We start from the raw sequence: 23672 nt of genomic DNA, 5'->3' as shown, positions 1-23672 counted from the left end.
TTTTTAATTTAAAAGTTAAACTAAATACTTGTCAAGCGAGGCGTATTTTAATATACTTAAGATTTGGTTAAGATCTAAATATACAGGTGGAATTAATTTCTAATCTTATTCATCAATTTAGCGATGGAATATATTGTTTTTTGTCATTTGCCTTAATCATTTCTGTTATAGTGTTTGTGCATGAATATGGGCATTATGTTGTTGCCAAAGCATGCAAAGTTAAAGTTGAATCTTTTTCTATAGGTTTTGGTCCTGAAATTTTTGGTTTTAACGATAAGTCTGGAACTAGATGGAAACTAAGCGCTGTTCCATTGGGTGGTTATGTTAAAATGTTAGGGGATACTAATGCAGCGAGTGTCCCAGCTGATCAAAAAGAATTAACTGAAGAAGAAAAGTTGTATTCATTTCATACAAAACCGCGGTATAAAAAAGCAGCAGTGGTTTTTGCAGGACCTTTTGCAAATATGATACTTGCTGTTATAGCTTTTACAATATTTTTTAGCACGGCAGGTTATTACCGCACTCCACCGGTGATTAGGGATGTAATTGAAGGAAGTGCAGCCAAACAAGCTGGCCTATTACCAGGTGACACTATTACACAAATCAATGAACATAAAATAAAATACTTTGAAGATATTTCACGTGTGATAATGTCGAACCCCAAGACGAGAATGGAAATTAAATATAGCAGAAATAATGAGGAGCGTAGAACTAGCCTGACTCCATTGACAATTGAGAGTAGAGATGTTTTTGGCAACATAATAGAAAGAGAAACTATAGGGATTATTTCAGTCAATACATTAAAGCAGTCATCTTTTCTTGGGGCTGTGAGCTTATCAGTAAGTGAAACTTACCACACTATGTGCTTAACGATCAAAGCTATCTTTCAAATTATCGTTGGTAAGAGAAGTGCAAGTGAAATAGGTGGACCAATAAAAATTGCAAAATATTCAGGGCAATCAGCCAAAAAAGGATTTATTATGGTTGTGTATCTCATGGCAATTATTTCAGCTAATTTAGCTGCGATTAACTTGCTACCAATTTCGCTACTGGATGGTGGGCATTTATTTCGTTATATTATAGAAGCAGTTATACGTAGAGATTTAAGTTTGAAATATCAAAAATATGAGGCTACCTTTGGTGCTTTCATTTTGTTCTTGCTGATGGCAATTGCAATTTCGAATGATATTAGGAGTCTTTTTTAAAATAAATATGAAAAAGCTATTTTACATACTAATAGTAATTTTTATCTCCTTTCCCGCTCTACTTGTTGCTTTAGAAAATAAGGAAAAAGTACAGATAAAAGATATCAAATGCATTGGCAATGAGCGAGTAAGCAATCAAACAATAGGGTTTTATATAAAGTTAGAACCTGGTAGCTATGTAGACGACGATGATATAGATTCGATTATAAAAGGTTTATATAAAACAAAGTTGTTTGCTAGTGTTAACGCTTATATCGATGATAAAAAAAATTTAGTAGTAAAAATTCAAGAAAATCCACTAATTAACAAGATAATATTAAAGGGTAATAAATTATTTAACAGCAAAGAGCTGCTAAATAATGTAATTCAATCAAAATCGCTAACTATTTTCACTGAAACAAAATTGCAAAACGATTTAATGAATTTAATCACTACTTATAGAAATAACGGTAAGGTTGGTGTTAACGTTGCATATGAGCTGAATAAGCTTGATAGTAATAGGGTTAATCTAATTTTTAAAATAAAAGAAGGTAAAACCTCTAAAATTAAGGATATAAGATTTATAGGTAACAAAAACTTTTCTGAAAACGAGCTAGAGCAAGCTATTAAAGTGCATAGTAATGACATATTTAGTAAGTTATTTAGAGCCATGTTTAAGGGCGGAACTCGTTATTCACCACAATATTTATTGATTAACACAGAATTGCTCGATCGTTTTTATTCGTCTAAGGGATATATTCAAAATAATATTCAACCGATTGTTGAGATTGATAATAACAATCAGATAGAATTGACTTTTTTGATTGACGAAGGACAGCAATATTTGTTTGGAAATAATGAGGTTAATATTGAAACTGAAATTCAGGATTTAAGCCTAAAAGAAGAAATATTGGACTTTATAACAGAGGAAGACGATAAGATATTTAATAGAGTTAAAATTAATAATACAGTAGAAAAAATAAACAAGTATTTAAATGAGAAAGGATATATATTTGCAAAAGTTAATCCAGAGTATGCACAACGTGACAATGTTGTAGATGTGACCTACAGAGTGCTGCCGGGTAAAAAGATTTATATAAATCAAATTACAATTGATGGTAACGATCGCACTTTAGATAAAGTGATCAGAAGTAAGCTAAGTGTAGCAGAAGGTGATGCATACAATATATCTGAGATTCAAAAATCACGTAAAAAACTAATTAGTAGTGATTTTTTTGAAACAGTGAAAGTAAATAGTTACGCAGTTAATGACGATGTAGTAAATCTTGACTTAAATGTTAAAGAAAAAAACACTACTTCGTTGTATTTGGGAGGAGGTGTGTCTCTTCCTGGTGGAGCATTGATTAAAATTAACCTCAAAGACCGTAATTTATTTGGTACTGGAAAAGAGCTCTCTTTTGCTCTCGAAAAAAGTCAATACGTATTTTCTACTGATTTAGAGTTTGTTGAAAATAATTTTAACGATTCTGATACGTCACTAGGCATGGGTGTATTTTATGAAAAACAAGATAAACCAAACACTACTTTCGATACTTGTAACTGGGGAGGAACAGCAAAATTATCATATAAAATCTCAGAAAATCTCATCAATTCCTTTCACTATTCTTATAAGTATAATCATATACACATGGATAATAAGGGTGGAAAAGATGAGGATATCTCTCAGATAATAAGAGATCAAAAAGATGAACATCAGATTTCATCAGTAGGATACACATTGGCATATAATAAACTGGATAATCTTTATGCTCCAAAAGAAGGATATTTATTGCGTATAAGTCAGGATATTTCAGGATTGGGAGGGAATGTAAACTTCCTAAAATCTGAGTTCTTGTCTTTTTACACGCATCCTATATTAAGTAAAATTGACGATAGCATAATACTACGCTTTAAGATGGCAGCAGGTCATATTTTTTCTTATACCGATGAAGATCTAAACATTGGCCAGCACTTTTTTAAAGGGGGTAATGAGATTAGAGGGTTTGACCTTTCCGGCATTGGACCAAGAGCAGAAGACAAAAATAAAAGCTCATTGGGAGGCAAAACTTATTTTAATTTAACACAGCAAGTAGATTTCCCACTACCAAAACTATATGACTATGCTGGTATCAAAGGCTCATTATTTGTTGACTATGCAACACTTTTTGGCTTAGATGATAAAAATGAGAAATATAAAGATCCATATAATGATAGTAAGCTTATAAGAGTGTCACCAGGTTTTGGCTTTTCAATGCCTTCTCCTTTTGGTAGACTTAGATTAGATTTTGGGTTTCCTTTAGTAAAGGAATCTTATGATATAATACCATCACCAAATGTTAAATTTTCTATTGAAGCGGGGATTTGAATGAAATATATACAGTTATTTATATCAGTTATTGCCTTAATTATTTCCTTATTTGTGGGGTATAAGTTTGCAGGATATCAACCTCAGAACACAAAGGCTGCCATTATTGATAGTGATAAAGTTATCAATGAATCTCTTGCTCTGCGAAACATACAACAACAAATAAAGGAGCAGAATTCTAGATTACAACAAGAATTTGAAAGTGAGTTAGAAAAACTTAAGCCATCAAAAGAAGAATTTGAACTTTTGTCAGAAGAAGCAAAAAAGGAAAAGACAGAACAGTTTAATAAGCATACTGTAAATGCTAGAGATGCTTACGCTGAAAAAATGTTGTATTTAGAAGAAAGTTATAGAGATGCAGTAGAGAGTGTTTTTAACAAGATAAAAGAAGTTGCTAAAAAAACGGCAGAAAAAAACAACATAGATTTGGTACTATTTATTTCAAAAAAGAACCAAGTTTTATACTCTATGGATGAAGTTGATTTATCGGATATGGTATTAAACAATATAAACAAGGAAATACCTGAATTTGCTTTAAAAGGCATTGAGTAGGCTTATGCAATTTAATATCAGTGATATTATAAAAATACTACCACATTCTTATCCGTTTCTCTTAGTAGATAGGGTTATAGAGTGTGATCCTGGTAAAAGTATAAAAGCAATCAAAAATGTGACTTTTAATGAGCCATTTTTTATTGGTCATTTCCCTGGTCATCCAATAATGCCAGGAGTCTTGATAATTGAATCTCTAGCTCAAGCATCTGCTATATGTGTTCTTGGTAAAGAAAGTCAAGGTACAATAGAAAACAAAGCTATTTACTTTATGTCTATTGAAAATGCAAAATTCAGAAAGCCAGTCACTCCAGGGGACACACTGATTCTGCAAGCTAATGTTAAAAACGCACGTTTAAGTGCATGTAAATTTGAGTGTATTGCGTGTGTTGGTGAAGAAAAGGTTGCAGAAGCAACGATTTTAGCTATGCTACAAAATACGTAATATACAAAAGACAGTGTGCATACTGTATAATGCAGCTTAATATCTCATTTTCAAATTTATATACTCGCAGTGGATTAATAAAATTGGATGAGACATTTTTGAATTATATTAAATCATGTGATGAAAGCTTGTTTTGTTCATTAATTGAAGCAAGGGAAAATCAGATTGGTGATAGCCAGTTAATAATAGACCTCTCATATTTATTTGACGAGTTCATTGCAAAACTTTTCAACATTGAAAAAGAAATAGAAGAGCTAAAGAAAAAACACAATGACTTTGCTGTGATATATAAATGCAAAAGGTTATTTGTCCAACGCTACGCATTGAAGAAATACATTAATGTGGCGAATATAGATATTACTAACAAACTAAGTCATTTTCTCACTTTGCCAACAACAGAAAAAAATTTTGCCGAGCAGGTGATGCATTGGTTTCAAGATAAAGAAAATCACAAAGAAGAAATAGAACTTGCGGCACAATATGCAGTGTGGAGAGTAAAAAATAAACGGAGTATACTCTTTAGTATCCATAGGAAAATTGACCATGAAAATCTCATACCATTTTCTAAAAAAGAAGTAGACAGAGTTGAAGTGCTGTATTCAAATGAAGTAAAAAGACGATATGGTTTTGATCTAACAAGCAAAAAGGTGAGTTTGAACAAAGCATTAGATAACGCTCACTACTGCATATTCTGTCATAAGCAAAATAAGGACAGCTGCTCAAAGGGGCTAATTAATAACGACAATACTTTTAAACAGTCCCCACTAAAAGTTGAGCTGCATGGCTGTCCACTAGAACAGAAAATATCAGAAATGAATCTGGTGAAAAGCGAAGGTTACAGCATAGCAAGCCTTGCAATTGTGATGATAGATAACCCATTATGTGCGGCTACTGGGCACAGAATATGCAATGACTGCATGAACTCGTGCATATATCAGAAACAAGAACCCGTGAATGTGCCAATGATTGAAACAAGGATTTTGGATGATGTGCTTAATTTACCGTACGGATTTGAAATATATTCTCTGCTCAGCCGTTGGAATCCTTTAAATTTTCAGCGTTCATTGCCAAGAGAAAACACCGGAAAAAACGTTCTAGTTGTAGGCCTTGGTCCTGCTGGTTTTAATTTAGCTCATCATTTGTTGAATGATGGGCATAACGTTATCGCCATTGATGGACTAAAGATTGAACCTTTAATCGATAATTTCCAGCTAATTAAAGATTTTGAACACGAAAAATTGAGTGAACGCACGGCAGGTGGGTTTGGTGGAGTGGCAGAATATGGCATTACTTCTAGGTGGGATAAAAATTACTTAAAGATTATTAGATTACTGCTGGAAAGACGTGAGAATTTCGCACTTTATGGGGGCATTCGTTTTGGTGGCACGATTAATGTTGATGATGCTTTCAACTTGGGTTTTGATCACATCGCACTAGCACTTGGCTCTGGCAAGCAACGAATGATCAAAATAAAGAATATACTAGCTCGTGGGGTGCGCATGGCATCTGACTTTCTTATGTTGTTACAGCTGACTGGCGCTCTTAAATTTGATTCTATAGCAAATCTGCAAGTTCGTATGCCGATAGTTGTCATAGGTGCGGGGCTTACTGCGATTGACACTGCCACTGAAGCTTTAGCGTATTATCCAATTCAAGCAGAAAAATTTCTTCTTCGTTATGAGATATTAGTTGATAAGTATGGAAAGGACTGTGTTGAAAAGGATTGGACAGAGGAAGAGCGCGAAATTGCGAATGAGTTTATATCGCACGCACAATTGATCCGAGAAAAGCAAAAGTTAGCAAAAAAAGAGAGTAGAGAAATAAAAATATTAGAGTTAATGCAGAGTTTGGGGGGAGTGAAAGTTGTATATAGAAAAGAGCTAAAAGATTCGCCAAGTTATCGATTAAATAGCGAAGAGGTGCAAAATGCACTGTCAGAAGGGATTTACTTTATTGAAAACTTAGAGCCAGTTGAAGTTGTGACGGATAAATACAATCATGCTGAATCAATAAAACTAATAGACACAAAATCCGGCGAAATCAAATGCATGAAAGCACGTTCTATTTTTATAGCAGCAGGTACTGAGCCAAATACAGTTATTGCAACAGAAGATAAAAAGCATTTTAAATTAAGCAATGGGTATTTTACTCATTTGAATTCATCAGGAAAAGAAATAGATCCAATATTTTCTCCTAAGATGCAGAATAAAGACAGAATATTAGTATATAAGCAAGGCAATAAAACAATTAGCTTTTTTGGTGATCTTCATCCTTCGTATAGCGGCAGCGTCGTGAAAGCTATGGCAAGCGCTAAGAATGGTTACCCTATCATTTCTCAGCTTTTGAATAGAGTTAATAGCTTCATTTCTGCCACTCCAACTAGAATCTCGGAGTCATATGCACAATTGTATGAATGTTGTAATGTAAGAGTAACTTTCACCAAAAAAGATGTCATCCAAGTAGCTGACACTGAGATCCAGAAAAAAAATGCGTGGTCAAGCGTTGAAGATCTAGCTAACAAAGAATTTTTCAATAAAATCAAAGAGCAATTCACTGCAAAGGTTATAAAAGTTCAATATTTAACAGACAAAGTTGTGGAAATAGTGATCAAAGCACCACTTGCGGCAAAGAATTTTAAACCTGGACAATTCTTTAGGTTGCAAAATTTTGAAACCAATAGCAGAAAAGCCAATAATATAAACCTTGCTATGGAAGGTATAGCCGTAACCGGCACTGAAGTAGACAAAAAAAAAGGAATTATTTCCACTATTGTGCTTGAAACTGGCGGTTCCACTAATTTATGTAAATGTTTTAAAGAAGGTGAACAAGTAATTCTTATGGGTCCAGCTGGAAGCCCTACTGAGGTTTACTAAGTCTCAATATTAAAGTGATGCCAAATTTTATTTCAAAAAGTAAATAATTTACTAACGCTCGTGCACAAATTAAAAATAAATTATGCACGAGTGTAGCATTGTGAATTAAGAATGCTATATTAAAGCTTACCTCACTATTAAAGCTATCGGTCAGATTAGATTAAAAACCTAATCTGACCGGTTTCTCTATAACCCTCTAAACTCTGATATAATTATATGATAATTAGTTTAATTAGTGGTTAATATGCAAATTGATTTTATTCATATATTGAGATAGCATAAACCATATTGGTTTAAATTATTGTGCAACTTTATAAATCGTCACTGTTACTTCTACTGACTGTATTAATAGTTATAGTCCTAAAATTACCTGAAAATTTGAGCATTGCAGTAAATTGGTCTCTCCCAATTCTAGATTTTGATTTATCTTTTCGTATCATACTAATATCTTTTTTATCAGTTGCATTTTTAGCTGTTCTACCAGCACAAAATTTGACTTTTTCAGAGATGCTATCTTTTGCTGCTTACACTATTAGTTCACTTTATGCAGTTTTATCTAAACATATGATATTGGTTATAATATTTTGTGAATTAATGACTGTCAGTGCATTTTTTATTATCGCAGCTGGCTGTAGAGATAGTGGACCTGCAATAAGGTACGCTTGTGTACACTTTTTCGTTGGAGTTATATTAATAGCAGGATTGGCACTTCAAAGCACTGACCTGATAATTTTAGGTTTATTGATAAACTGCGCTTGTTTCCCTTTTTCGTTTTGGGTTGTTGATGCATATCCTGCTGCATCGCTACATGGCACTACATATCTCTCTTTATTTACCACTAAAGTCTCTTTTTTAGTGATGCTTTTACACACTTATAACCTATGGCAAGATTGTACTGAAATATTAGCGCTTGTAGGCGCCATCACTGCAATTTACAGCATTATATTTGCTTCTCTTGAGCAAAATATTCGTAGATTTTTATGCTATAATATTGTAGGACAAATGGGCTTGCTGATTATTGCAGGAGGTTTACTCAGCCCTTCGGAAAAGGCAATACCAATTTTGATACTGCATATAATCTTCTCTCTTGTTTATCAATCATTATTGTTTGTGGTCAGCAATTCGATTATTTCACGAACAAAAACAATTAGTTTTAATGGAGTAGGTAAACTGATGTCAGTGGAAGGCATGTGTGCTATAATCGCAATACTTACAATGGCTGCATTTCCTGGAACCGCTGGATTTATCAGTAAATCATATATCACAGCTGAAATTGAAATGAACACTGTTGCCTTAAAAGGGTATAAAAATTTATATAAGGTTCTAAATTTGCTGCTTCATTTAAGCGTGGGGCTAAAGTTTCTTTATTACTTATTTATTGCAAAAAGTAAGTCAAAACCGTTAGCAGAGAGGGGGAGCAAAATGACTATGATCATTTTAGCATTTATATGCGTAATCGCTGGCAATCCTTACTTACCTATTTACAATAAACCTTCGATTTTCGATTTTGTGTACAACACAAAAAATATTTTGTCGCAATTTAATTTGTTATTATGTACCACTTTATTGTTTATTCCTTTACGCAAGTTATTTTACCCGAGAATAAATTTTAAAATGGATGTTGATTGGACTTTTAGAGCTTTCATACCCTATATTGTCTTGCTGTTCAATCAGTTAGTCTCTAAAACTAGAGAAATGTTTGCCAGCATAGTGCAAAACTTGACTAATTCACTTGCTGGTTTATACTTTAATAATATTACTAAACTTAAAGAAGTGCTGGATTATAACTCAGTGAGTTTTGTTTCAGCTTCTTCTCTCTTTTTAATGAGTATTCTACTAACGCTATTATGTTTAAATCGTTAACTGAAAGTTTAAATTCTGTATTTAGTAAACTGAGAGGAAAGTCAATCATTTCTGAAGATGATTTTAATCTTGCCATGCGTGAAATACGTATAGCTTTAATTGAAGCTGACGTTTCACTTGAAGTTGCGAAAAAATTCATCAATGACATTAAAGATAAAGTGATTGGGGAAAAAGTCATAAAAAGTGTTTCTCCAGCACAAATGATAATTAAAATTGTGCAGGATAATTTAGTTGCAGTTCTCGGATCAGAGAAAAGTGACTTAAATCTAGCAGTTAAACCCCCTGCTGTGATTATGATGGTGGGCTTACAAGGTGCAGGTAAAACAACTACCTCAGGAAAGCTTGCTTTAAAGCTAAAAAAGCAAAAGAAAAAAGTGATGCTTGCCTCTTTAGACATTTATAGGCCGGCTGCCCAGAAACAACTTGAGGTGCTGGGTAAACAAATAGACGTACAAACTTTATCTATAGTAATAAATGAGGGGCCTATTGCAATTACAAAAAGGGCACTGGCAACAGCAAAGAACGATAATTGTGATGTATTAATACTAGATACCGCAGGCAGGCTTCATATTGACAATAATATGATGAATGAGTTGAAAGCCGTAAAGGAAATAGCTTCACCTGCAGAAGTTATTTTAGTAGCCGACGCAATGATAGGCCAGGATGCGGTCAACATTGCCAAATCATTCAATGAGGTAATAGGTGTAACCGGTATTATTCTCACCCGCGTTGATGGTGATGCACGTGGTGGTGCTGCTCTTTCTATGAAAATGATCACCGATTGTCCAATTAAATTTATTGCTTGTGGTGAAAAATTAAGTGACCTCGATGATTTTTATCCCGATAGAATTGCAAAAAGGATACTTAGCATGGGTGATGTTGTATCGTTGGTTGAAAAAGCTGCTGAGATTGTTGGTCAGGAAGAAATTGATAAGTTACAAAAGAAAGTAAAAAAGGGTAAATTCGACCTAAACGACCTAGTGGGAATGTTAAAAACTCTGAGTAAAATGGATGGCATTAGCAACATAATGAAATTCATCCCTAGTTCATTCACAAAAAAGCTAAGTAGCAGTGTGCCAGATGACAATAAAGTGAAAAAATATATAGCCATCATAAACTCAATGACTGAAAAGGAAAGGCAAAATCCAGATATTTTAAATGGCAAAAGAAGGCTTAGAATTTCTAAGGGGTCCGGAACAAGTGTAACTGAAGTTAATCTTCTGATTAAGCAGTATAATCAAATGAGCTCTGTGGTAAATAAGTTCAGTAAAGTTGACCATAGTAAACTCAAAGAATCTGATTTGATGGATATGCTAAGCAGAAAGTAAGTCAGCAGGTAGTGGAATGAGACGATTGTCAGTAAACCTTTAGCTATATCAAAAGCGGCTTAGGTCTCGCAAAAAAATTTACAGCTTCTTGCTAGCCAAGAAATTTATTATTAATTTTAAGAAATACTATAGCTGATCCAAGCAACATGTCATACCGCGATTCATTCGCGGTATCTCAGCCGCTAACAAGAGATCCCGCTAACAAGCAGCGGGATGACACCTCTCTTGGGCTCTTTTAGCTACAAACATTAAGAAATTTACCAAACAAAAAAAAGGCAAAAGAAGCCCTAGTCATTGTCTATTTTCAGTATTGGCGTTTTTTTATGTTTTAAACGTTTAATAACCGCGACTCAGCTGCTTTTTAATGCAACTAACCTTTAGTCATAAATGTTTAAGAAATTTACTAAGCAGAAAAAAAGGCAAAAGAAACCCCGTGGTAATTAGTGTTCACTCTCTAATCCTGCAAATTGGCGTACTATACTGTCTTAAACGACTTATAAGCGCGTTTCAGCTTATATAGGTAAAAACCTAGAAATATTGTGAAGACATAAGGTGCACATAGTGCAAAAAATTAAAAATAAGACGCCAACTACGTTGTTTTCTTGCTGTTTAATCTGCACAGATGAAGATAACTGAATACCTTCAGTACCATGATAAGGGGGCTGGCGGAGTTTGTCAAGTAGGTTTTTTCGTTTCTATTGTAATGACAGTTATGGCCTGTGCAAGAAATCTATTGATTTACAGCAGGTTCTTTGTTACAGTTCATAGTTATGCAAAGAAACTTAAAGCCTCATGAGTTTATTTACAGCCAGTGATTTACATAATTTGGAACTGTATAGCTGAGTATTGTATATGATAATATTGATAACAAACGATGATGGCTTTGGAAGTGAAGGAATAAAATTACTCAAAGAGATTGCACGGAATTTTGCGTCAGAAATATGGATAGTGGCACCAGATACTGATAGAAGCGGGGCTGCAAGATCTCTTGATTATCCAGTGAAACAATCTATTGGAATAAACCAACATAGTGAAAGGGAATTTAGTGTGTCTGGTACTCCTGCAGATTGTGTCATTATTGCGCTAAATAAAGTTATGAATAAAAAACCAGACTTAATATTGTCCGGAGTAAATATTGGATCAAATGTCGGGGACGATATTTGTTATTCAGGAACAATTGGTGCTGTAATGGAAGGTGCTGCAAGGTCTATACCTTCTATTGCGCTGAGCCAAGTTTATCATGATAAAATAGACTGGCACAATACAAAGGTTTTTGCACCAAAGGTTATTGCCAAGCTAGTTAAGGTTGGTTGGCCTAAAAACATAGTGATGAGTGTAAATTTTCCTGCTACGGAAAAAGTAAAAGGAGTAGAATTTGCTGAACAAGGTGAATATAACATTGATGGGGATTTAACTTTTACTGAAAATTCGAATGGCTTTTTTAGCTTAAATTGGTCTCGAGAGCACTCAGGCAGTGGTAGTGTAAATAAAATAAAAGAAGGATTTATTACTATCACACCAGTAAAATTAGATTTTACAGATTATGATACATTGAATGCTATGAAAAATTCTTGTGCAGACGAATTTTCTTCTATAGCTGACTAAGAAAAACATTTGCATTGCTCCTAATTGATGTTTTCTATTGTGTTATCGCGAGCAATTATTTTTTCTTCACCTGTATCCATGTTTTTAATCTTTAAAGTTTTACTACTCAATTCTTCATCGCCAAAGATTAAAGCAGCTTTAGCATTTGCTTGATTTGCTTTTTTCATTCGGTTTTTAAGTGCTCCGCTATATTCGTAGACTACATATAAACCATTTCTGCGCAATTCATTCGCAAGTGTTAGAGCATGTTCATCAGCCTCTCTGCCGATCGGAATTAGGTAAATAGGTCGCTCTTCTTTCGGAGAATAATTGATTAACTCCATTATGCGTTCAATACCTCCTGCAAATCCTATCGCTGGAGTGTGTTTTCCACCTACTGAAGATACTAAATTATCGTATCTTCCACCGGCAAAAACTGCCCCTTGTGCACCTAAATCTTCTGTGACAAATTCAAATACTGTGTGACAATAATAGTCTAGACCTCGAACTAATTTGCTATTTACAGTGTAAGGTATGCCAAGAGCTTGCAGTCCATTTAACACTTGGTCAAAGAAATATGAAGATTCTTTTGTATAGTGATCACTGATTTTAGGTGCATCAGAAATTATTAATCTATCTTTCTCATCCTTAGAATCCAGTATTCTGAGTGGATTTTTGATCAACCTATTTTTGCTATCTTCTGATAGATCGTTTTGATACTTTGTAAAGTATAAGATCAAAGCTTCTCTATACTTAGTTATTGTTTCACTATCACCTAAAGAGTTGATTTCCAGCTTTACATTTTTATTGATGCTAAATTCAGTTAGTAAGTGCTGAGCGAGTGATATCAATTCAACATCGGCTTTTGAATCTTCTACACCAAAAACCTCAAAATTTATCTGATGAAATTGCCTCTGTCTTCCCTTTTGCGGTCTTTCGTAACGAAATGCAGGCCCTGTTGAAAATAATTTTATCGGCGTTTGCAGTTTTTTTTCAATTAATAGCCTAACAACCGCTGCAGTGAACTCAGGACGTAAAGTTATGCTCTTTCCCCCTTTATCATTAAAGGTGTACATCTCTTTAGTGATGATGTCTGAGCTATCACCTAAAGTCTTTGTGAAAACTTCCGTATATTCAAATATCGGAGTTTGAGCAGGCAAAAAGCCATATAGACTTGAGATTCTGCTTGTTGTTTGCTCTATGTGTTTAAACTTGTACCATTCATCAAACAGGAGATCTTTTGTTCCTCTAACCGTTTGATTAGTCATAGTGTGGTCTCTATACCTGCAACCTCTGGTATGTGGTAGCTCAGCATATTCTGCACTCCTTGCTTTAAAGTAATTGCAGCACTTGGGCATCCAGAGCAAGCTCCTTGTAACTCAACATAAACTATCCCGTCTTTATAGCCACGAAATTTGATATCGCCACCATCTTGAGCAACTGCAGGTTTGATATAACTTTCCATCAATTCTTTTATTCTATTTACAATTTCTATATCATTTTTATCAAAAAATTCTTCATCCGGTATATTATTATCATTTACTCCTTCTTTATCTAGTGCTTTTCCACCTGAAGTAAAGTGATCCATGATTGTAGTTAAAATTTCTACTTTTAATGTATCCCAATTAATTCCACCCAATTTTGTTACTGAAATAAAATCATGACCAAAAAACACTCTTACCACATGTTCTATTTGAAAAAGATTTGCTGCTAGCTTGGAGTTTTTTATTTCATCTGCATTTGAAAAATCAGCCGTTTCTCCTTCGTTTAGAATTGCAAATCCAGGGAGAAATTTCAGTGTGTTTGGATTTGGTGTTTCTTCAATCTGGATGAACATGTTATTTACCATGACAATTATAATTGTTACTATTTAATCATAAAATGATAAAAAAATATACATGTCATTCATCTTTTTTCTTTTTTTAGTATTCATAGTAGTTACATTTGTTTTGCCTAGCGTTGTTGTATTTTTTCTTTTCCTGACAAAAAAAAATAACATAAGTTTCATGATGAACTCTATATTGAGTAAGTTTTTGAACGAATTTAATAGCAGTAGAAGTTATACTGGAAATTACACTGGTGATAACATGTCCAAAGATGAAGCATTAAAGATACTGGGGCTGAATCCTGAGGCAAGTCAAAATGAAATTAATAAAGCATATCAAAATTTAATGAAATTAGTTCACCCAGATAAGGGAGGCTCAGAGTATTTTGCACAGAAATTAAATGCGGCACGTGATAAATTGTTAAAAAAGTGATCTTAAAAAAAGTTTTCGTTTAACGAATTTCTTCCTTTGCTTTTTCTAAATAATCCAATATTGCTTCATGTAGTGCAGTCCATGTTATCTTCTCTTTCAAAGAGGGTATAAATTCTTTCTCCCAGGCATTCTTAAATTCCTGAAGCCATTGCTCCTCAAAATCCTGAAATTCTAAAGAAATATCTGCTTTAAAGCTATCAATTAAACTGGAGACTTCTGCAGCCTCAGAGCTATCTAGTGATTTTAAAGATAACACTCCACTCTTTAAAATGTCTAACTCTTCCAATAAATTAAGCTTAAATGGTTTATAGAGTGAAGACCATATGCGATATCTTAAATAAGAATCATAGTATAACTTAATTTTGTACATTAAAGTGGTAGATGCATCAGGAGAAATGTTATTCTCATATTGTGCAAGAGAAGATAATAAATTCTCATAATCTACTTTGCTTAAACATGATTGTAGAGTCGATTTAATTTTTTCACTAAAGGTTAGATAACTAGAAGAAATGCCATGACTATATTTACTAAAGAATTCAGGAAATATATCTGCTTGTTCTAATTTAAGAGGTAAATCTTTTCTAATTTCTCTTGGTAAACTATGTATTGAAAACTGATAAATAACCCATACAAAATTCTCATCAAACTCATCTGAGTAATCAGCATTATTATCAGGAAAAATTACATTACCTTTCTTATTATTCCAAGGTAATATCTTATAGAAAAATCTGTTCAGCCTTTGTTTTAATTTCAAAATACCTTCATTTCTATCACCTGCTTTATACAATATTTCGCCCATTTGCTGTTTAGCATCTTTAGGGTTTATTCTGTCACTTATGTGCAATCCAATTCCATTTTTCTCTAATAACTCCCAACCAAACAATTTGTGTGGATCTGGTTTACGCATTGTATAGCCAAGTTCTTGATTGTAAACTATGGTTCCTATTTCAGAATGACTAAATATCATATCCCTTTTAATTTTAAAACGCTCCATAAGGTATAAAATCAGCTCTTTAACGGACCTCATTTGCTCTTCCGGAAAAGGCTCAAGTCCTGTGTTTACAATTTCAATACCTACAGAATAGTTGTTAAGCTTCCGTAGCTCTTCAAGCTTGCTATCTATCTTAACTCTTGCATAACTAATACCAGCATGCCATGCTTCTTTCTCTAATGGAACCATTAAGGTGATGCTGCCATCCCTATCGACAATAAAATGAACTGACAATCCTCTAGCATTCAGCGTATCTTTTGTATCTTTTAATGTTGATGTTTCAGTATGGTGAACTATAACCATTAACACTTTTTCACCTGCCCTATCACCATAATTTAAAGCTGAAGCTGGACTTAAAAATAACAAATCCTGATCTTTCAATAATGGTAATTTTTCTTGTAAATCTTGAAAATCATTCTCGATACTGTTTGAACTGGATACTTGCCCAGATATGAGAAATGCTGAGACAGTAATCAGTAAAACTAATAAATATTTGTTGACTTTAGATAGTTGGATTTTCATACCATCTTTATAAACACTTTGTAGATAATTTTTCATTATATAGTTAGAATAGGGTTGTTGAATAAATTTACAAGACAAAATCATACTAGTTCGGTAGTAGTAACATGTCCAAAGATGAAGCATTAAAGATACTGGGGCTGAATCCTGAGGCAAGTCAAAATGAAATTAATAAAGCATATCAAAATTTAATGAAATTAGTTCACCCAGATAAGGGAGGCTCAGAGTATTTTGCACAGAAATTAAATGCGGCACGTGATAGGTTGCTGAAGAGGTAGTAATTAATATCGCTTTAAACTTTTTATTTGTGTGTAAAGGATAAGTTGCTACAATAAAATGAGTTAAAGGTAGAGAAAGCTTTAAGTTATGCAGAAAAAAAAAACAACGATAGAAGAAGAAAAAGGCATATTAGGGTGGATAGAATATAGATTGCCTATATTTTCTTTTTTGAAACACACTGCTTCTTACCAAGTGCCAAAAAACTTAAATTATGCTTGGAACTTTGGCTCTTTGGCTGGTATAGCGCTAATTTTACAAATAATAACAGGTATATTTCTTGCTATGCACTACACTCCGCATGTTGATTATGCGTTTAATAGTGTAGAGCGCATAATGCGAGATGTGAATTACGGGTGGTTAATACGCTACACTCACGCTGTTGGAGCATCGCTCTTCTTTATGGTAGTCTATGTTCATATAATGCGTGGATTATATTACGGATCTTACAAGAGGCCACGAGAGATGGTGTGGTTTGTTGGTATATTTATATTTTTTGCAATGATGGCAACTGCCTTTATGGGATATGTATTGCCTTGGGGACAAATGAGTTTCTGGGGTGCAACAGTCATAACCAACTTATTTTCAGCTATACCTTTAATTGGCAATAAAATAGTTATATGGTTATGGGGTGGTTTTTCCGTTGATAATCCAACACTTAACCGTTTTTTCGCTCTGCATTATCTTCTGCCTTTTGTTATTATTGCTTTAGCTATGCTTCATGTGATAGCTCTGCATAGGTTTGGCTCTGGTAACCCAAGTGGAGTGGAGGTAAAATCAGATAAGGATACCATTCCTCTCTATCCTTATTATATAGTCAAGGATTGCATAACTTTTGGTCTGTTTTTTGTAGTTTTGTTTGCATTTGTTTTCTATGCTCCTAATTATCTTGGACATCCAGACAATTATATAGAAGCTGATTCTATGGTCACTCCGGTACATATAGTGCCAGAGTGGTACTTTTTACCTTTTTATGCAATGCTACGTTCAATTCCAGATAAACTTACTGGTGTGCTTACCATGTTTGCGTCTATTTTAGTTTGGTTTTTGTTACCTTGGCTTGATAAATCAAAAGTTAAAAGTGGTGCTTATCGCCCAGTGTTCAAAAAATTTTTTTGGGTTTTCGCAATAAATTTTGCACTTCTTGCCTGGCTTGGAGGACAAGAGGTGAAAGAGCCTTACATCACTATGAGTAGGCTATCCACTCTTTATTATTTTGCATATTTTGTAATAATTTTACCACTGCTTAGTAAATATGAAAAGCCAAAAGAACCACCAAAAACCTTAAGTGATTCTGTGCCGGAGATGAAGTAATGCTGATGAGAAGTATGTTAGCTATACTTTGCATATTGTTTTTTGCTAATTTTGTGTATGCAGAAGAATTCAAGCCATCACCAAATAAAAAAATGGACTGGAAATTTGATGGAATTACCGGATCTTTCGATAGAGAGTCAATTCAACGAGGCTATAAAGTGTATAAAGAAGTCTGTGCTGCTTGTCATTCAATGAATAGGATAGCATTTCGTAATTTGCAAGATGTTGGTTTTTCTGAAGAAGATATAAAACAGATTGCAGCTTCTTATCAAGTTAAAGATGGTCCGAACGATTTGGGTGAAATGTTCGATAGACCTGGAGTACCTTCGGATTATTTTATTGCACCTTTTGATACAAAAGAAGCAGCTGCAGCAAGCAATAATGGTGCAGTTCCACCAGACTTATCGTTAATTATTAAAGCAAGGCATGATGGTGCAAATTATGTCTATTCACTGTTAACAGGCTATCAAAACGGCGAGCACGATGAAAATGATTTATACTTCAACCCTTACTTTTCAACAGGCAGGTTAGCTATGGCGCCACCACTTTCTGAAGGAATGGTGGAATATGATGGTGCAAGACAAGCCACAGTTGAAAATATGGCGTATGATGTGATAAATTTTTTACAATGGGCAGCAGAGCCAGAATTAGAGCGCCGGCATAAACTTGGATTAAAAGTAGTGGCGTATTTTATAATTTTAACAGTGTTTTTTGTATTAACTAACAATAGAATTTGGAGCAAGCTCTATAAAAAGAAGTGATAGTCAATTTTGCCTCAAATACAATGGTTGTCATCCAAGTAGCTAACACTGGTTCCTTTATGACGGCAGTGCCCAGAGGTGTCATGCAAGTAGCTGACAACATAGAAACGAAAAACTTACTTGACAAACTCCGCCAGCCCCCTTATCATAACACTGAAGCTATTTATTTATCTTCGCAATCTCTGCAGTGGATTAATGACAAAAAAACTTAATGTATTTGGCGTAAATCATGCTTAATTTTTTGCACTATGTGCACCTCATGTCTTTATAAAACTTTTAGGTTTCTACCTATACAAGCCGAAACGCGCTTATAAAGCGTTTAAGACAGCAAAAAACGTCAAATAGACAAGGGAGAATTTGAATACTAGCTACCCTGGGGTTTCTTTGCCTTTTTTCCTGCTTGGTAAATTTCTTAAACACTTGCGGTGTAGGTTAGTTGCAAGTTAAAAGCAGCTAAATCGCTCTTAATCAAGCGTTTTAGAATAAAAAAAACGCCGATATTTTAGTACATAGTGAATAGCCAACCACCATGGGGCTTCTTTTGCCTTTTTTTTCGTTTGGTAAATTTCTTAAATATTTATAGCTAAAGATTGCACGAATGTTGCAATTACAAAAGCGATCTCTACTAGGAGGATGTCATCCCAGTGCCCAGACACTGGGATCCAGTTTTCTTTACAAATTCACCAAAAGTGCTTCATTTTATAACGCAAAACCCATACTCACCAAACCCAATGCATTACTTACAATTAAAATTCCTGGATCCCAGTGTCTGGGCACTGGGATGACAGGAGATACCGTCTTGTTAGTCAACAAAAAAATTATAAAAATTTCCCAAGTTGCATCATAAAATCAAAAAATACTTCCAATTGTGTAACAGTACACAGATTATAGTTAGTGGATATGTTGATAAGTAAATTAGTTTTATACGCACAAAACAGATGAAGTTTACTTATCAACATATCCACTAACCAACAACATTCAATAAATTTGTGTAAGATACCACTTTACATAAGATAGATAGGAAGCATTTTTGATTTTAAAGTACTAAACCTTCAGTCAACCTCCTAGCCCTGTAGTTTTTGATATGGTTAGGATCAAAAGCACTTTTGGATGTCAGAATACCGAAAATGATATGGAGTAGCTTACGCATTGCAGCACCAACGATGGCCATATTATGCTTACCCTTTTCCTTTAATCTTTGGCAAAAGCTCATAATGATAGGATTGTGATTCTTAGCTACTATGGCAGGAAAGAAAAGTGCCTTACGTAATGTTTGTGAACCGGATTTACTTAATCTGGGTTTGGCATATACAGAGGAACCTGACGTCATATTTCGTGGTATAACTCCTGTATATGCTGCCAATTGCCTGGCATCTCTAAAAACCTCTATATCAGAAACTTCAGCTAAAATAGCTATTGCTGATTCTTCTCCTATGCCTGGAATAGTCAATAGAAGTTGAAAATTTTCCAACAATTCTTTGTGTTGATTTAATAGTTCACGTACGGAGTTTTTTATTGTTTCTATTTTTTGAGCTATATTCATTGCAAGGTCTTCCCAAGCATTTGCAACTTCTTTAGGCAGTCTCTCTTTTTTTTCTAAGTGGTTATTTACTAATGTTAACTCATCTTTTAACGCAACTGAGCAACGATAAAGATGTTTTAATTTTTTCATTTCAGGAGAAGGTGGTGTCCAACTAGAAGGTTCCTGTCTTTGGCAATAATCAGCAATAACTTCTGCATCGGTCTGATCATTCTTTTGTCGTATCAGCTTACTCCTTGCATAAGATTTTATGCAATAAGGATTTACAACACTTACAAAATGTCCAGCATTGTGTAGAAATTCAGCCAGTGCTTCGCTATAACAACCAGTAGATTCCATGCAGGTTTTTACTTTTTCTACATTATGTTTGTGTAGAAAATTCAGTAGACTTTGAAACCCATGATCATCGTTCTTAAAGCTTCTTTTTCTAGTTTCACGCTTTCCTTTTTTGCTTATAAATGAGAGAAAAACATCAAAGCGATCTTTTGATATATCTATGCCCAAAAAGTTGTTGATCATATATAACCCCATACGTTACCATTAAAAATGAAAAGTAAGGCTAGTCTTGTGAATACAGAATTAGAACCATTCAGGTCTTTCTACGATACCGTCCAGCCTATACTTTTGAGAAGGGAATTCTTATCTCCTCTACAGATTTTATATCTAAGAGGAAGCACAGAGTTCCTCCCTTCTCCACCTAATGCTTAAGCTTAAAACATTAGATGCTTTTGACAAGATACAAGAAGAAGTGTTGCCGTCACGTTATATCATAAACCTTTGCTGAAGCTTTCTTTATATATTCACTTGAAAGTGGGATTAGACCAAGCCTAGATAGGTACCCATCTTCAATGCCGATCGAATCTATAATTTCTTTTATGAATTCTCTTAATCCATCAACAGTATCCAGGTGTTCTTTCTTTATATAAAGGTATAGAGGTCTTGCTAATATATATTTTCCCGATGATATATTTTCGTAAGTTGGCTCAATTCCTGCAATTGTGCTCCCTTGTATTTTATCTTGATTCCTCATTAAAAAGCTAAAACTAAATATCCCTAAAGCGTTCTTGTTACTTTTCAATTTTTGTATTATTATGTTTTCATTAATTCCAACTTCTATATACCTTCCGTCATCCCTTATATTACCACATGCTTTCTTTCTTTCTTCCTGATCTTTATAATTCTCTTTGAAAATTCTCGAGTTCATGCATGAATATTGATTGAACATAATGGAATTAACCAAAGTTTCGTATGTGCCTGTATTTTGATGTGGACCATAAATTTCAATTTCTGTTTTTGGTAAGGCTTGATTTACATCAGACCAAAACTTCTTATTATTTTTTACTAATTTATCATTTTCTTGAGAATATGCAGATAAAGTTTCAAATAAGTCCTTTTTTGTGAAATCAAATCTATGGCTTTGATTTGAATTTGCAATGACAATTCCATCATAGCCAATGATGATCTCTATCACTTCATTAATTTTATTTCTTTTACATAGTTCTCTTTCTACTTCCTTCATAGGGCGAGATGAAGTGGTGATGTCTGGCGTGTCTTCCCCTATTCCTGAGCAAAACATTTTGAACCCTGATCCACTTCCTATCGATTCCACAACTGGAGTCTTAAAAGAGAATACACGATTGAACTCCTCGGCTATAAATGAGATAAAAGGAAAAACGGTTGAAGATCCAACAATTCTGATGTATTTCCTGGCATCAGCATTTGACAGCGGCGTGAATAATACGAATACAAAAATCAGGAGAAAGTTTCTAAGCATTATTTTTAGTTAAGAACATAAATCTAATTATTGTAACAAAAAATCAAACTGAAAAGCTTTAATTTTCTCTTGTGATTGACCTATAGCTAATCCAATTGACCGCTATTTCAATTGCATGAACATTGTAACAATGGTATCTGCAAGCAGCTTACTGTACGAACATTGTGATTTGAGAGCAATTTTCACTAGGAGGATGTCATCCCAGTGCCCAGACACTGGGATCCAGTTCTTATTACCTGGTGTAAAGTTAAGTTTTCTGGATTCCAGACTGGAATGACATCATTTACCATGTACAATTTGTTAGTTAATAATCCATTGTCATCCCAGCGTCATGCGCATAATTGTATGAACATTGTGATTTGATACAAGCTACTTGCATGACAAAAGCTACAGTTTACATTTAAATTTTATTTTATATTATTGTAAGTATTACACAACTTTAAGGGGCAATTATGGCAGTTATGCCAGATAAATGGATCAGAGAAAAAGCTGAAAATTTTGGAATGATAGAGCCTTTTGTGGATCACAAAAGCAGCAAAGGTGCTATATCTTTCGGACTATCGTCTTATGGGTATGATGCAAGAGTGGATAATAAATTTAAAATTTTTACTAACGTTAATTCAGCCATCGTGGACCCTAAAAATTTCTCTGAGAATAGTTTTATAGATAAAGAAACAGACGTATGCATAATTCCACCAAATAGCTTTGTGCTTGCAAGCACAGTGGAATATTTTCGTATACCAAGAAATGTACTGGTCATTTGTGTTGGTAAATCAACTTACGCAAGGTGTGGAATTATAGTAAACGTTACTCCCTTAGAACCTGGATGGGAAGGTCATGTCACACTCGAATTCTCAAACACCACCCCACTTCCTGCAAAAATTTACGCTAATGAAGGCGCATGCCAATTCGTATTTTTAAGCGGCGAAAGTGAGTGTGAAAAATCATATGATGATATGAAAGGAAAATATATGAATCAGCACGGTATCACTTTGCCGCTGGTAAAGTGATTACTACTTTTGTTGTGAGCTACTAAGCTGCTCTATAGACAATATCCCACTATCACCAGATAGCAAAGTTCGCGCTGATTCACTTTCTCCCAAACGTTCAATTGCCTGCTTTTTGTTACTTCCAATGCGTGTGCTAAGACCACATTGAAGGTCTACGCCACCCTCTTCAGTAAGGCTACATTGTAAACCAAAACCGACAGCATAACCTTCTGTTTCACCAGCAGCAATTATCCCCTTTATAGCTACATTGAGGTCATCTTCAACTGTTCTTATCACTCCTTTACCGTCTTTAATATCATCATTTACAATCCCTACTATAATGGTCCGATCTATACCTTCCACTGTTCGAGATATTACTTCTGTAGTTGGTTCTGCAATGTTTTGCTGTTCCAATTCACCAACTTCTTCTTCAATACGCTTTTTGTACTCTTCATCATTCATTGTATCTGCCGCTTGATTTTCTATACTTGTATTTTTTTGATGAAGGAAATCTCTATTAATGCAATAAAAAATAAGTGCAGGTATCAGTGAAATTACTACATTTGATATGATGCACGGAATTAAAATCATAGCGGCAGCAATATAGATGAAGATTTTAGCTGTAAATTTTGCTATTTTAGATAATAAGGAGTTATTTTTTTGAATACTAACTGCATCCAAAAGAAAATAGGTACACACTCCCCATGCTACTGTAATGGCAGTGGGTACAATGATTGGGACAAGTAAAAAAGCATCTATTAGCTTTTTTCCAGAGCTAGTTGGTTTTATGCTATTATTATTCAGTGATGCAAAATAACCTTGAACAAGGTTAGCAATCCATTTTGCACCGGATAAGACTCTCTCACTATTTTCTTTAGATAAGTTAACTTTCATTGGTTTTACCATACTTATAATCATGCTAATTATGCTAATAATTAATATTGTAAAATCAACATAAATTTTTTACTTCCGCACTTTTTTTCACTGATTATAATAAATTTGTAACCATATGGTTCGCCATGTGCTTTTCTTAATTAAAAACTTCAACTATTCATT

At 34.1% G+C, this 23672-nt stretch carries 21 protein-coding genes; 15 read left to right on the top strand and 6 right to left on the bottom strand.

Annotation, left to right across the window (positions count from 1 at the left end):
* Positions 1-86 precede the first annotated feature (86 nt).
* The 8 genes from rseP to surE all read left to right on the top strand — a co-directional run bounded on the left by rseP (position 87) and on the right by surE (position 12215).
* The gene (gene rseP / locus ABWU75_RS03085; RefSeq protein ID WP_264731241.1) at positions 87-1205 is read left to right on the top strand and encodes an RIP metalloprotease RseP; all 1119 of its coding nucleotides are present in this window, start codon (positions 87-89) and stop codon (positions 1203-1205) included.
* A gap of 7 nt (positions 1206-1212) precedes the next feature.
* Complete coding sequence (gene bamA / locus ABWU75_RS03080; protein WP_353286585.1) at positions 1213-3549, top strand: outer membrane protein assembly factor BamA; 2337 nt, start codon at positions 1213-1215, stop codon at positions 3547-3549.
* On the top strand, positions 3550-4101 hold the full coding sequence (locus tag ABWU75_RS03075; RefSeq protein ID WP_264731237.1) for an OmpH family outer membrane protein: 552 nt from the start codon (positions 3550-3552) through the stop codon (positions 4099-4101). It abuts the gene before it with no gap.
* 4 nt (positions 4102-4105) lie between these two features.
* Positions 4106-4546, top strand: coding sequence for a 3-hydroxyacyl-ACP dehydratase FabZ (fabZ, locus tag ABWU75_RS03070; RefSeq protein ID WP_253309601.1), 441 nt, complete (start codon positions 4106-4108; stop codon positions 4544-4546).
* A gap of 29 nt (positions 4547-4575) precedes the next feature.
* On the top strand, positions 4576-7419 hold the full coding sequence (locus ABWU75_RS03065; RefSeq protein WP_353286584.1) for an FAD-dependent oxidoreductase: 2844 nt from the start codon (positions 4576-4578) through the stop codon (positions 7417-7419).
* A 303-nt stretch (positions 7420-7722) separates the two neighbouring features.
* Positions 7723-9282: a proton-conducting transporter membrane subunit gene (locus tag ABWU75_RS03060; RefSeq protein ID WP_353286583.1), complete on the top strand. Its 1560-nt coding sequence runs from the start codon at positions 7723-7725 to the stop codon at positions 9280-9282.
* Positions 9267-10610, top strand: coding sequence for a signal recognition particle protein (gene ffh, locus ABWU75_RS03055; RefSeq protein WP_353286582.1), 1344 nt, complete (start codon positions 9267-9269; stop codon positions 10608-10610). Before ABWU75_RS03060 ends, ffh begins: the two co-directional genes overlap by 16 nt.
* A gap of 852 nt (positions 10611-11462) precedes the next feature.
* The gene (gene surE, locus ABWU75_RS03050) at positions 11463-12215 is read left to right on the top strand and encodes a 5'/3'-nucleotidase SurE (protein WP_253309702.1); all 753 of its coding nucleotides are present in this window, start codon (positions 11463-11465) and stop codon (positions 12213-12215) included.
* Positions 12216-12235: 20 nt separating this feature from the next.
* Here surE and hisS read toward each other — a convergent pair whose 3' ends face one another.
* Both hisS and ABWU75_RS03040 read right to left on the bottom strand, forming a co-directional pair.
* A complete protein-coding gene (gene hisS / locus ABWU75_RS03045; protein ID WP_253309703.1) occupies positions 12236-13462 on the bottom strand; it encodes a histidine--tRNA ligase in 1227 nt (408 codons plus the stop codon).
* Positions 13459-14031 (bottom strand): NifU family protein, encoded by a 573-nt coding sequence (locus ABWU75_RS03040; RefSeq protein ID WP_264731225.1) that lies wholly within the window; start codon positions 14029-14031, stop codon positions 13459-13461. Before ABWU75_RS03040 ends, hisS begins: the two co-directional genes overlap by 4 nt.
* 169 nt (positions 14032-14200) lie before the next feature.
* Between ABWU75_RS03040 and ABWU75_RS03035 the strand changes: the two genes are divergently transcribed.
* On the top strand, positions 14201-14452 hold the full coding sequence (locus ABWU75_RS03035) for a J domain-containing protein (RefSeq protein WP_353287049.1): 252 nt from the start codon (positions 14201-14203) through the stop codon (positions 14450-14452).
* Between the two features lie 19 nt (positions 14453-14471).
* Here ABWU75_RS03035 and ABWU75_RS03030 read toward each other — a convergent pair whose 3' ends face one another.
* Complete coding sequence (locus tag ABWU75_RS03030) at positions 14472-16001, bottom strand: N-acetylmuramoyl-L-alanine amidase (RefSeq protein WP_353287048.1); 1530 nt, start codon at positions 15999-16001, stop codon at positions 14472-14474.
* Between the two features lie 68 nt (positions 16002-16069).
* Here ABWU75_RS03030 and ABWU75_RS03025 point away from each other — a divergent pair, with 68 nt between their 5' ends.
* From ABWU75_RS03025 to ABWU75_RS03010, 4 genes are all read left to right on the top strand, one after another.
* Positions 16070-16240, top strand: coding sequence for a DnaJ domain-containing protein (locus ABWU75_RS03025; protein ID WP_264731219.1), 171 nt, complete (start codon positions 16070-16072; stop codon positions 16238-16240).
* Between the two features lie 88 nt (positions 16241-16328).
* Complete coding sequence (locus ABWU75_RS03020; RefSeq protein ID WP_353287047.1) at positions 16329-17552, top strand: cytochrome b; 1224 nt, start codon at positions 16329-16331, stop codon at positions 17550-17552.
* Complete coding sequence (locus ABWU75_RS03015; protein WP_406833358.1) at positions 17552-18313, top strand: cytochrome c1; 762 nt, start codon at positions 17552-17554, stop codon at positions 18311-18313. Before ABWU75_RS03020 ends, ABWU75_RS03015 begins: the two co-directional genes overlap by 1 nt.
* Positions 18314-18911: 598 nt before the next feature.
* Positions 18912-19160, top strand: coding sequence for a hypothetical protein (locus ABWU75_RS03010; protein WP_353287046.1), 249 nt, complete (start codon positions 18912-18914; stop codon positions 19158-19160).
* Between the two features lie 189 nt (positions 19161-19349).
* On the opposite strand, the gene ABWU75_RS03005 is transcribed toward ABWU75_RS03010, so the two are convergent.
* Both ABWU75_RS03005 and ABWU75_RS03000 read right to left on the bottom strand, forming a co-directional pair.
* Positions 19350-20372 (bottom strand): IS110 family transposase, encoded by a 1023-nt coding sequence (locus tag ABWU75_RS03005; protein WP_353286589.1) that lies wholly within the window; start codon positions 20370-20372, stop codon positions 19350-19352.
* Between the two features lie 238 nt (positions 20373-20610).
* The gene (locus tag ABWU75_RS03000; RefSeq protein WP_353287045.1) at positions 20611-21627 is read right to left on the bottom strand and encodes a substrate-binding domain-containing protein; all 1017 of its coding nucleotides are present in this window, start codon (positions 21625-21627) and stop codon (positions 20611-20613) included.
* A 115-nt stretch (positions 21628-21742) separates the two neighbouring features.
* On the opposite strand from ABWU75_RS03000, the gene ABWU75_RS02995 reads away from it, so the two are divergent.
* Together ABWU75_RS02995 and dcd are read left to right on the top strand one after the other, a co-directional pair.
* Positions 21743-21904, top strand: coding sequence for a hypothetical protein (locus tag ABWU75_RS02995; protein ID WP_264732390.1), 162 nt, complete (start codon positions 21743-21745; stop codon positions 21902-21904).
* A gap of 175 nt (positions 21905-22079) precedes the next feature.
* Positions 22080-22637, top strand: a complete 558-nt coding sequence (dcd, locus tag ABWU75_RS02990) for a dCTP deaminase (protein WP_353287044.1) — start codon at positions 22080-22082, stop codon at positions 22635-22637.
* A 3-nt stretch (positions 22638-22640) separates the two neighbouring features.
* On the opposite strand, the gene ABWU75_RS02985 is transcribed toward dcd, so the two are convergent.
* A complete protein-coding gene (locus ABWU75_RS02985) occupies positions 22641-23510 on the bottom strand; it encodes a hypothetical protein (RefSeq protein WP_353287043.1) in 870 nt (289 codons plus the stop codon).
* Positions 23511-23672 lie beyond the last annotated feature (162 nt).

This window comes from Wolbachia endosymbiont (group A) of Anthophora plumipes, assembly GCF_964028115.1.
GTDB lineage: Bacteria > Pseudomonadota > Alphaproteobacteria > Rickettsiales > Anaplasmataceae > Wolbachia.
Note: the sequence above shows the minus strand (reverse complement) of the source record. Positions and strands in the feature narration are given on the sequence as shown.